Source organism: uncultured Pseudacidovorax sp., assembly GCF_913773995.1.
In the GTDB taxonomy this organism is placed as follows: domain Bacteria; phylum Pseudomonadota; class Gammaproteobacteria; order Burkholderiales; family Burkholderiaceae_C; genus Xenophilus.
This window is the reverse complement of sequence record NZ_CAJYES010000206.1, coordinates 1-9,415: the sequence shown is the minus strand read 5'-3', so window position 1 is coordinate 9,415 and position 9,415 is coordinate 1. Positions and strand designations below refer to the sequence as shown.

The window sequence follows — 9,415 nt, the reverse complement described above, 5'->3', positions numbered from 1 at the left end:
ACCGATCTCAGTGTGCTTTTGCGGCGGAATGTTGATACCAGCAATACGTGCCATGGTTGTCCTCTAGTCCTGTCGTGCGCGCGGCCAATCAGCCCTGACGCTGCTTGTGGCGCGGGTCGGTGCAGATCACGCGCACCACACCCTTGCGGCGGATGACCTTGCAATTGCGGCAGATGGGCTTGACCGATGCCGAAACTCTCATTTCATTTCTCCTAACTCTTACTGTGGCGACCCTAGGACGCCCGAAACACGATGTGCGTGCCCGGCTCGTCGCGGCAGGGCGTTCACTCGACCTTGCGTTCAACCACCCAACGTCGTCTTGAAGTTGGCCTTCTTGAGCAGCGATTCGTACTGCTGCGACATCAGGTAGTTCTGCACCTGGGCCATGAAGTCCATCGTCACGACCACCAGGATCAGCAACGAGGTGCCGCCGAAATAGAACGGCACGTTGTACTTCAGGATCAGGAACTCCGGCAGCAGGCAGACGAAGGTGATGTACACCGCGCCAGCCAGCGTCAGACGCAGCAGGATCTTGTCGATGTAGCGGGCGGTCTGGTCACCAGGACGGATCCCGGGGATAAACGCACCGCTCTTCTTCAGGTTGTCGGCGGTCTCGCGGCTGTTGAACACGAGTGCCGTGTAGAAGAAGCAGAAGAACACGATCGCTGCTGCGTACAGCAGCGTATAGATCGGTTGACCCGGGGCCAGCGCCGAGGCGATGTCCTTGAGCCAGCGCATGCTGTCGCCGGTGCTGAACCAACCCACCACCGTTGCGGGCAGCAGGATGATGGACGAGGCGAAGATCGGGGGGATCACGCCAGCCATATTCAGCTTCAGCGGCAGGTGCGAAGCCTGTCCACCATAGACCTTGTTGCCCACCTGACGGCGCGCATAGTTCACCAGGATCTTGCGCTGCCCGCGTTCCACGAACACCACGAAGTACGTGACCAGCACGACCAGCGCCACGATGAACAGAGCCACGATCACGCTCATGGCGCCGGTACGCACCAGCTCCAGCAACCCGCCGATGGCGTTGGGCAGGCCCGCGGCGATACCGGCGAAGATGATGATCGAGATGCCGTTGCCCAGGCCCCGCTCGGTGATCTGCTCGCCCAGCCACATGAGGAACATGGAACCCGCCGTCAGGCTCACCATCGCGGTGAACCGAAAGCCGAAACCAGGTGCCACCACCAGGCCGGGGGAGGCCTCGAGTGCAACAGCGATGCTGAAGGACTGGAACAGGGCCAGACCCAGCGCGCCATAGCGGGTGTACTGCGTGATCTTGCGGCGACCGGCCTCGCCTTCCTTCTTCAATTGCTCGAAGGAGGGAAGGACATAGGTCATCAGCTGCATGATGATCGATGCCGAGATATACGGCATGATCCCCAGCGCGAAGACCGTGAAGCGCGACAGCGCACCACCCGAGAACATGTTGAACAGGCTCAGGATGCCGCCCTGCTGACCCTGGAACAGCTGAGCCAGCTGGTCCGGGTTGATGCCGGGAACGGGGATGTGCGCGCCGATGCGGTACACCACGAGGGCGAGCAGCAGAAAAACCAGCCGACGACGCAGGTCGCCGAACTTGCCGGTCTTCGCGAGCGTTGCCGCGTTGGTTGCCACTGTGCTGCCTTGCTTTCGCGTCAGGTTCAGGCGACGGAGCCGCCGGCGGCCTCGATGGCAGCCTTGGCACCCGCGGTCGCGCCGACGCCCGTCAGCTTGACGGCCTTCGTCAGTTCACCAGCCTTGATGACCTTCACCACCTTGGCGAGCTGGCCCACCAGGCCCGCTTGCTTCAGTGCCAGGACGTCGACTTCGGCCAGGCCCAGTTGCTCCAGCGCCGTCAGGGTGACCTCGGCGTTGAACTTCAGCGAAGCGGACTTGAAGCCACGCTTGGGCAGGCGGCGCTGCAGCGGCATCTGACCGCCTTCGAATCCGACCTTGTGGAAGCCGCCGGCACGCGACTTCTGACCCTTGTGACCGCGACCTGCGGTCTTGCCCAGGCCAGAGCCGATACCACGGCCCACGCGGCGCTTGGCGTGCTTCGCGCCCGCTGCGGGCTTGATGCTGTTGAGTTCCATGTCAGAGCACCTTCACCAGGTAGGCGATCTTGTTGATCATGCCGCGCACGGCGGGCGTGTCCTGCAGCTCGCTCACGCTGTTGAGCTTGCGCAGGCCCAGGCCACGCACGGTGGCGCGGTGCGACTGCTTCGTGCCGATCGGGCTGCGAACCAGTTGGACCTTCACGGTCTGTTGTTGCGTCGTCATTGCGTCTCTCCTGCTCAGGCGAAGATCTCTTCGACCGTCAGGCCGCGCTTGGCAGCGACTTCCGAGGCGGTGGTCGAGTTCTTCAGCGCGTCGAGCGTGGCGCGAACCATGTTGTAGGGGTTCGACGAGCCATGGCTCTTGGCCACGACGTCGGTGATGCCCATGACTTCGAACACGGCGCGCATCGGGCCGCCGGCAATAATGCCGGTACCCTTGGGAGCCGGAGACATCATCACGGTGGAGGCGCCATGGTGGCCAGTCACTTCATGGTGCAGGGTGCCGTTCTTGATCGACACCTTCATGAGGTTGCGGCGGGCTTCTTCCATCGCCTTCTGCACGGCGGCGGGCACTTCCTTCGACTTGCCCTTGCCCATGCCGACGCGGCCATCGCCGTCACCCACCACGGTGAGTGCCGCGAAACCCAGGATACGACCACCCTTCACCACCTTGGTGACGCGGTTGATCGAGATCATCTTCTCGCGCAGACCGTCCTCGGGACCTTCGTTCTGCGTTCTTGCCTGAATCTTTGCCATCTTGAATTCCTGTTCTGCGCGGGCGCTTAGAACTGCAGGCCGGCCTCGCGGGCGGCTTCGGCGAGAGCCTTGACACGGCCGTGGTAGGCGAAGCCCGCACGGTCGAAGGCCACCTTCTCGACGCCGGCGGCCTTGGCCTTCTCGGCGATGCGCTTGCCGATGATGGTGGCAGCGGCGGCATTGCCACCCTTGCCGGCACCACCCAGCGAGGCGCGCACTTCGGCTTCGGCCGTGGAGGCCGTGGCCAGCACCTTGGCACCGTCGCCAGAGATGACGGTGGCGTAGATGTGCAGGTTGGTGCGGTTCACCATCAGACGGGCGACGCCTTGCGTGGCAATGCGGATGCGGGTCTGACGGGCGCGGCGCAGGCGCTGTTCCTTTTTGGTCAACATCATGCGGCCTCTTACTTCTTCTTCGTTTCCTTGATCACGATCTTCTCGTCCGCATAGCGGATGCCCTTGCCCTTGTAGGGCTCGGGCGCGCGGACCGCGCGGATCTCGGCAGCCACCTGACCGACGCGTTGGCGGTCAGCGCCCTTGATCACGATTTCCGTGGGGGCAGGGGTGGCGACGGTGATGCCAGCAGGCATCTCGATGTTGACCGGGTGCGAATAGCCCACGGCCAGGTTGAGCTTGGTGCCCTGGGCTGCGGCCTTGTAGCCCACGCCCACGAGCGTCAGCTTCTTCTCGAAGCCCTTGCTCACACCAATCACCATGTTGTTGACCAGCTGACGGACCGTGCCGCTCATCGCGTTGGCTTCACGCGATTCGTCGACCGGCACGAAGCTCAGCTTGCCGTCATTGGCCGACACCTTGACCAGCGCACTGGTGGGCATCGACAGCTGACCGCCAGCGCCCTTGACGCTGATCTGGTCATCTTTGATTTGCACGTCCACGCCCGCGGGGACGGTGACCGGCATTTTTCCGACTCGGGACATTGTTCAGTTCCTCCGTCTCAGGCCACGTAGCACAGCACTTCGCCGCCGACGCCGTTCGCACGGGCCTTGCGGTCGGTCATCACGCCTTGCGGGGTGGTGACGATGGCCACACCCAGACCGTTCTGGACCTTGGGGATCGCGCCGGCACCCTTGTAGACGCGCAGGCCGGGACGGCTCACGCGCTCGATGCGCTCGATCACCGGACGGCCGGCGTAGTACTTCAGCGAAATCTCGAGGTTCGTCTTGCCGTCTTCCGTCTTGACCTGGAAGCCGTCGATGTAGCCCTCGTCCTTCAGCACCTGGGCGATCGCGATCTTCACCTTGGAAGACGGGACCGACACGGTGGGCTTCGCGACCATCTGCGCATTGCGAATGCGCGTCAGCAGGTCGGCGATGGGATCACTCATGCTCATGTTTCTTGCTCCTGCCTGGCTTACCAGCTGGCCTTGGTGACGCCGGGGATCTCGCCGTCGAAGGCGAGTTCGCGGACCTTGGCACGGGCCAGACCGAACTGGCGGAAGGTGCCACGGGGGCGGCCGGTGATTTCGCAGCGGTTGCGCTGGCGGGTGGGGTTCGCGTTGCGCGGCAGCTTCTGCAGCGCCAGGCGGGCGGCGGCGCGCTCTTCGTCGCTCTTCTTCGCGTCGTTGGCGGTCGCCTTCAGTTCGTCGTACTTCTTGGCGTACTTGGCGGCCAGCTTGTCACGCTTCAGTTCGCGCTGGATCAAAGCAACTTTTGCCACAGGGTCACCTTTAGTTCTTGAAGGGGAAGCGGAAGCCCTGCAGCAGCGCCTTGGCTTCTTCGTCGGACTTGGCGGTCGTCGTGATGCTGATGTTCAGACCACGCAGCGCATCCACCTTGTCGTACTCGATCTCGGGGAAGATGATCTGCTCTTTGACGCCGATGTTGTAGTTGCCGCGGCCATCGAAGGCACGGCCGGAGATACCGCGGAAGTCACGCACGCGGGGCAGGGCCACGGTGACAAAACGATCCAGGAACTCGTACATCTTCACGCCGCGCAGGGTGACCATGCAGCCGATGGCCTGGCCTTCGCGGATCTTGAAGCCGGCGATGGCCTTCTTGGCCTTGGTCACGACGGGCTTCTGGCCGGCGATCTTGGTCAGATCGGCGACGGCGTGGTCCATGACCTTCTTGTCCGCCACGGCTTCGCTCACGCCCATGTTCAGCGTGATCTTGGTCAGGCGGGGGACCTGCATCGGCGACTTGTAGCCGAACTTCTCGGTCAGTTCTTTCGCGATCTTTTCGCGGTAGTGTTGTTGCAGACGGGCCATGGTGTACCTCAGGCAGCCTTGATTTCTTCGCCGCTGGACTTGAAGACGCGCACGCGCTTGCCGTCCACCAGCTTGATGCCCACGCGGTCGGCCTTGCCGGTCGCGGCATTGAAGATGGCCACGTTGGATTGATGGATGGGCATGGCCTTCTCGACGATGCCGCCGGTCGTGCCCTTCATGGGGTTCGGCTTGGCGTGCTTCTTGACGAGGTTCACGCCCTCGACGACCACGTGCTCTTCACCAGCACGCAGGCTGACGGTGCCTTGCTTGCCCTTGTCGCGGCCGGCGATCACGATGATCTTGTCGCCCTTGCGAATCTTGTTCATGGCGTTGTCCTTCTTACAGAACTTCGGGGGCCAGCGAGACGATCTTCATGAACTTCTCGGTACGCAGTTCACGCGTCACGGGTCCGAAGATGCGGGTGCCGATCGGCTCCAGCTTGGCATTGAGCAGAACGGCGGCGTTGCCGTCGAACTTGACGAGCGAACCGTCGCCACGACGGATGCCCTTGGCGGTGCGCACCACGACGGCGTTGTAGATCTCGCCCTTCTTGACGCGACCACGCGGCGCAGCCTCCTTGACGCTCACCTTGATGACGTCGCCGACGCTGGCGTAGCGACGCTTGGAGCCGCCGAGCACCTTGATGCACAGGACGGACTTCGCGCCCGTGTTGTCGGCCACTTCGAGCCGGGATTCAGTCTGGATCATTGCTAGTAGTTCCCAACTTGTACCGTTGAGGCCAGACGTCCGGCAGTGCACCGGCGCGAAAAACCTGTTCGGTCAGTCTTGGGCCCGTCGTCGGCGCACACAAAAAAGCCGCAAGGCGCTTTTGCTGGTTGCACGCGTCCGTCTGGGCGGAAAGAGTTCGCTTTTTAGAGCGAAGCCTGCAATTGTGCGTCGGTGGCGGTTTGCTGTCAAGCGCCTGGCTTGGCGCACTCGCATAACGTGGCGGAAGTCAGGGGCGCAGGGCGTAGCCGGCGACGATGCCCGCGAAGACGGCGAAACCCAGCCAATGGTTGTGGCGGAATGCTCGAAAGCAGCCATCCCGGGTGCGTCCACGGATCAGTCGCCAATGCCAGAGCGCCTGGCCCACCGCCACGATGATGCCGATCGCGAAGGGCTCGCCCAGCCCCGCGCGCAGACCCAGCACCCCCCAGATGGTCAGAAAAATCGCATAGCTGGCCATCACCGCCGCCACGTCGAGACGGCCGAAGGTGATCGCGGAAGTCTTGATGCCGATGCGCAGGTCGTCGTCGCGGTCGACCATGGCGTACTCGGTGTCGTACGCCAGCACCCAACCCAGGTTACCCAGCAACAGCCAGGCAGCCATTGCGGGCACCATGCCTTCCCGCACCGCGCTGAAGGCCATGGGGATGCCGACGCTAAACGCCACGCCGAGCACCGCCTGCGGCAGCGAGACGAAACGCTTGGCGAAGGGATAGGCGAGCGTGATGGCCAGCGCGCCAAAGGACCAGGCGACCGTCGGCCCGTTGGTCGTCAGCACCAGGGCGAATGCGACCAGCGCCAGGGCAGCACCAAGGGCCAGCGCCTCCTTGACCGACACGGCGCCGCTGGTGACAGGCCGTTTGGCGGTGCGCTTGACGTGGCGGTCGAAGTCGCGGTCGGCGACGTCATTGACGCAGCAGCCAGCGCTGCGCATGAGGACCGTGCCGAGCACGAAGACGGCCAGGAGGTGCCAGCCCGGGAAACCGTCTGCAGCGAACCACAGCGCGCCCAGCGTCGGCCAGAGCAGCAGCAGCCAGCCCGCGGGCCGGTCCCAGCGGATCAGGTCCAGATAAAGAGAAAGCCGCCCGCGGCGAGCAGGCGGCTGGGTGGCACTGGCGCTCACTCTTCCAGGAGCGAACGCAGCATCCAGGCGGTCTGGTCGTGCACGGTGCAGCGCGCCGTGAGCATGTCGGCGGTCGGATCGTCGCCCGCCTCTTCGGCCACAGGGATGAACTCGCGCGCGATGCGCGACACCGTCTCGTGGCCCTTGACCAGGATCCGCACCATCTCCATGGCACGCGGCGGCTGCAGCGGCACGTCGGGCACGGTGGCGATCTTGCTGAACTCGGCGTACGAGCCGGGCGCGTAGTGGCCCAGGGCGCGAATGCGCTCGGCGATCACGTCCGTCGCACCCCACAGCTCGGTGTACTGCGCCATGAACATGGCATGCAGGGAGTTGAAGTGCGGGCCCGTCACGTTCCAGTGGAAGTTGTGCGTCGTGAGGTAGAGGGTGTAGGTGTCGGCCAGCACACGCGACAGGCCCTCGGCGATGGCGGCACGGTCCTGGCGGTCGATGCCGATGTTGATGATGGGCGCATTGCGGCCACCGGATTCGGGTGCCACACGGTCGCCGCCTTTGGCGGGCACGGCGCCGGCGGATGCAGCGGGCGCAGCAGCCACGATGGGGTTCTTGTCCTTCTTGGGCGACTTGGGGGTCTTGGCCATGCTGATTTCCTTTGGAGGGGTCGGTAACGGAATGCGCCTCGCGAAGCGAGGCGGTGAGGCCTCTACCTTAGGCCGCGGGGGCCGCGGGAGGCAATCCCGCACACTCTATCGAAGACATAGGCCGCTGTGATGCAGGCCGACGCCGCGTCAGGACAAACGTTTGACCCCCGGCAACTCACAGGCATAGATCGCGTTGCGCAAGGCAGCGATGGCTTCGTAGCGCGTAAAGCTGCGCCGCCATGCCAGCACCACGCGGCGCGAAGGCGGCGCGCCACCGTCGCCGTCGCGCACCGGCACGTAGCGCACGATGGGCTCCAGGTCCTTGCGGGCCTTGCCGCGCGGCTTGAGCGCCTCGGGTGGCACCGACAGGCGCGGCACCAGCGTCACCCCCATGCCGGCCGCCACCATGTGCTTGATGGTCTCCAGGGAAGAGCCTTCGAAGCTCTTGCGAATGCCCTCGGCATTGCTGGAGAACCGAGCGAACTCCGGGCAGACCTCCAGCACATGGTCGCGGAAGCAGTGGCCCGTGCCCAGGAGCAGCATGGTCTCGTTCTTGAGCTCGTCGGAGCTGACCCATTCGCGGCTGGCAAGCGGATGCTGGGCCGGCACGGCGGCCAGGAAGGGCTCGTCGTAGAGCTGGGCCATGGCCAGGCCGGAATCAGGAAAGGGCTCGGCCATGATGGCGCAGTCGATCTCGCCGGCGCGCAGCATCTCCAGCAGCTTGGCGGTGAAGTTCTCCTGCAGCATCAGCGGCATCTGCGGGGTGCGCGCGATGTTCTGACGCACCAGGTCGGGCAGCAGGTAGGGGCCGATGGTGTAGATGACGCCCAGGTTCAGCGGGCCGGCCAGCGGGTCCTTGCCGCGCTTGGCGATCTCCTTGATGGTGGCGGCCTGATCGAGCACCGACTGGGCCTGCTGCACGATCTGCTCGCCCAGGGGGGTGACCGTCACCTCGCCAGCGCTGCGCTCGAAGAGCTTCACCTCGAGCTCGTCTTCCAGCTTCTTGATCGCCACCGACAAGGTGGGCTGAGAGACATAGCAGGCCTCGGCCGCCTTGCCGAAATGCCGCTCGCGCGCCACCGCGACGATGTATTTGAGTTCGGTCAGGGTCATAGCTTGCGTCAATTATGCGCAAGGACAGGTTCCCAGCCGCACCAGACAGCCCCGATACTCCCTGCCCGCGACAGTGCCAAGCGCCGGAACAGGTCCGGCATCGTCGAGTGGCAGACGCCCGGTTGCGGGTGTCCTGCAGCCACGGCAGCCGCCAGGGGACGGCGCCATGGCGTCCCCCCTGATGCCCACGCCGAGCTGTCATGCGAACAGACCGCCGACTCCTGTCCGCCTCCGATCGTCACCGAATCGCCACTGGCGTCATGCCGCTCGTGACGCGCCGCGCCGCCCGCAATGCCCTGGTCGCCGCATCACTGGCAGCAGGCGTGGTAGGACTGGTGGTAGGCCTTGTCGTCGGTCGCCAGTGGCCACGGCCCGAAGCGGACGGGCTGCGCGCGGCAGACGGAGCACACCGAGCCCATGTGATCGGGGAGTTGGGGCGCATGGATGCGGGCATGGCGCAGTTGCAGCCCCGCCTCGAGCGGCTGGCCCGCCGCATCGAAGATTTGCGCCCACTCCAGGCCCGGCCTGCCCTCATCGGCGACGTCGACGGTGCTCGGCCGGCGGCTCAGGCCGCAGCCGGGGGCCCCGCGCTGCCGGCCCTGACCTGCCCAGGCGCCCGCAGGCGCTGGCCCGCCCACCGGCCCGAACTCGCCGAGGTCGGTGGACGGCTGGCTTGCATGTCCGACACGCTGGGTCAGCTGGAAGAGGCGCTGGGCCCCTGGACGCTGATGCTCGCCACCACGCCCGGTCGTCCGCCGGTGGCCGACATCCGCGTCGAGTCCTCATTCGGCAACCGCATCGATCCCTTCGACCATCTGCTGCGCTTC

Annotated in this window: 16 protein-coding genes; all 16 read right to left on the bottom strand. The window is 65.0% G+C overall.

The genetic code is table 11. The annotated features are described in order from the left end of the window. Positions 1 to 88 precede the first annotated feature (88 nt). The 16 genes from rpmJ to QZ772_RS19355 all read right to left on the bottom strand — a co-directional run bounded on the left by rpmJ (position 89) and on the right by QZ772_RS19355 (position 9,226). A complete protein-coding gene (gene rpmJ, locus QZ772_RS19430) occupies positions 89 to 202 on the bottom strand; it encodes a 50S ribosomal protein L36 (protein WP_017760906.1) in 114 nt (37 codons plus the stop codon). Between the two features lie 98 nt (positions 203 to 300). Continuing rightward, entirely contained in the window at positions 301 to 1,620 is a 1,320-nt protein-coding gene (secY, locus tag QZ772_RS19425; protein WP_017760907.1) for a preprotein translocase subunit SecY, read from the bottom strand. A gap of 26 nt (positions 1,621 to 1,646) precedes the next feature. Then, complete coding sequence (gene rplO / locus QZ772_RS19420) at positions 1,647 to 2,078, bottom strand: 50S ribosomal protein L15 (RefSeq protein ID WP_114801398.1); 432 nt, start codon at positions 2,076 to 2,078, stop codon at positions 1,647 to 1,649. A 1-nt stretch (position 2,079) separates the two neighbouring features. Continuing rightward, complete coding sequence (rpmD, locus tag QZ772_RS19415; protein ID WP_017760909.1) at positions 2,080 to 2,265, bottom strand: 50S ribosomal protein L30; 186 nt, start codon at positions 2,263 to 2,265, stop codon at positions 2,080 to 2,082. Between the two features lie 14 nt (positions 2,266 to 2,279). Continuing rightward, positions 2,280 to 2,798, bottom strand: coding sequence for a 30S ribosomal protein S5 (gene rpsE, locus QZ772_RS19410; RefSeq protein ID WP_295529634.1), 519 nt, complete (start codon positions 2,796 to 2,798; stop codon positions 2,280 to 2,282). 26 nt (positions 2,799 to 2,824) lie between these two features. Continuing rightward, a complete protein-coding gene (gene rplR, locus QZ772_RS19405) occupies positions 2,825 to 3,190 on the bottom strand; it encodes a 50S ribosomal protein L18 (RefSeq protein ID WP_043117689.1) in 366 nt (121 codons plus the stop codon). Between the two features lie 11 nt (positions 3,191 to 3,201). Continuing rightward, positions 3,202 to 3,735 (bottom strand): 50S ribosomal protein L6, encoded by a 534-nt coding sequence (rplF, locus tag QZ772_RS19400; protein WP_295529632.1) that lies wholly within the window; start codon positions 3,733 to 3,735, stop codon positions 3,202 to 3,204. Between the two features lie 17 nt (positions 3,736 to 3,752). Then, the gene (gene rpsH, locus QZ772_RS19395) at positions 3,753 to 4,148 is read right to left on the bottom strand and encodes a 30S ribosomal protein S8 (RefSeq protein ID WP_017760913.1); all 396 of its coding nucleotides are present in this window, start codon (positions 4,146 to 4,148) and stop codon (positions 3,753 to 3,755) included. 20 nt (positions 4,149 to 4,168) lie between these two features. Beyond that, positions 4,169 to 4,474: a 30S ribosomal protein S14 gene (gene rpsN / locus QZ772_RS19390; protein WP_043117682.1), complete on the bottom strand. Its 306-nt coding sequence runs from the start codon at positions 4,472 to 4,474 to the stop codon at positions 4,169 to 4,171. Positions 4,475 to 4,484: 10 nt separating this feature from the next. Continuing rightward, entirely contained in the window at positions 4,485 to 5,024 is a 540-nt protein-coding gene (gene rplE, locus QZ772_RS19385) for a 50S ribosomal protein L5 (protein WP_017760915.1), read from the bottom strand. 8 nt (positions 5,025 to 5,032) lie between these two features. Then, the gene (gene rplX, locus QZ772_RS19380; RefSeq protein WP_017760916.1) at positions 5,033 to 5,350 is read right to left on the bottom strand and encodes a 50S ribosomal protein L24; all 318 of its coding nucleotides are present in this window, start codon (positions 5,348 to 5,350) and stop codon (positions 5,033 to 5,035) included. 13 nt (positions 5,351 to 5,363) lie between these two features. Then, positions 5,364 to 5,732: a 50S ribosomal protein L14 gene (rplN, locus tag QZ772_RS19375; RefSeq protein ID WP_017760917.1), complete on the bottom strand. Its 369-nt coding sequence runs from the start codon at positions 5,730 to 5,732 to the stop codon at positions 5,364 to 5,366. Positions 5,733 to 5,979: 247 nt separating this feature from the next. Continuing rightward, the gene (gene ubiA / locus QZ772_RS19370) at positions 5,980 to 6,873 is read right to left on the bottom strand and encodes a 4-hydroxybenzoate octaprenyltransferase (RefSeq protein ID WP_295529629.1); all 894 of its coding nucleotides are present in this window, start codon (positions 6,871 to 6,873) and stop codon (positions 5,980 to 5,982) included. Beyond that, positions 6,870 to 7,475 carry a DNA starvation/stationary phase protection protein gene (locus tag QZ772_RS19365; protein ID WP_295529627.1) on the bottom strand — a complete coding sequence of 202 codons (606 nt, stop codon included), beginning with the start codon at positions 7,473 to 7,475 and terminating at the stop codon, positions 6,870 to 6,872. Before QZ772_RS19365 ends, ubiA begins: the two co-directional genes overlap by 4 nt. 147 nt (positions 7,476 to 7,622) lie before the next feature. Next, positions 7,623 to 8,588 (bottom strand): LysR substrate-binding domain-containing protein, encoded by a 966-nt coding sequence (locus tag QZ772_RS19360; protein ID WP_295529625.1) that lies wholly within the window; start codon positions 8,586 to 8,588, stop codon positions 7,623 to 7,625. A gap of 308 nt (positions 8,589 to 8,896) precedes the next feature. After that, positions 8,897 to 9,226, bottom strand: coding sequence for a hypothetical protein (locus QZ772_RS19355; protein ID WP_295529623.1), 330 nt, complete (start codon positions 9,224 to 9,226; stop codon positions 8,897 to 8,899). Positions 9,227 to 9,415: the final 189 nt, after the last annotated feature.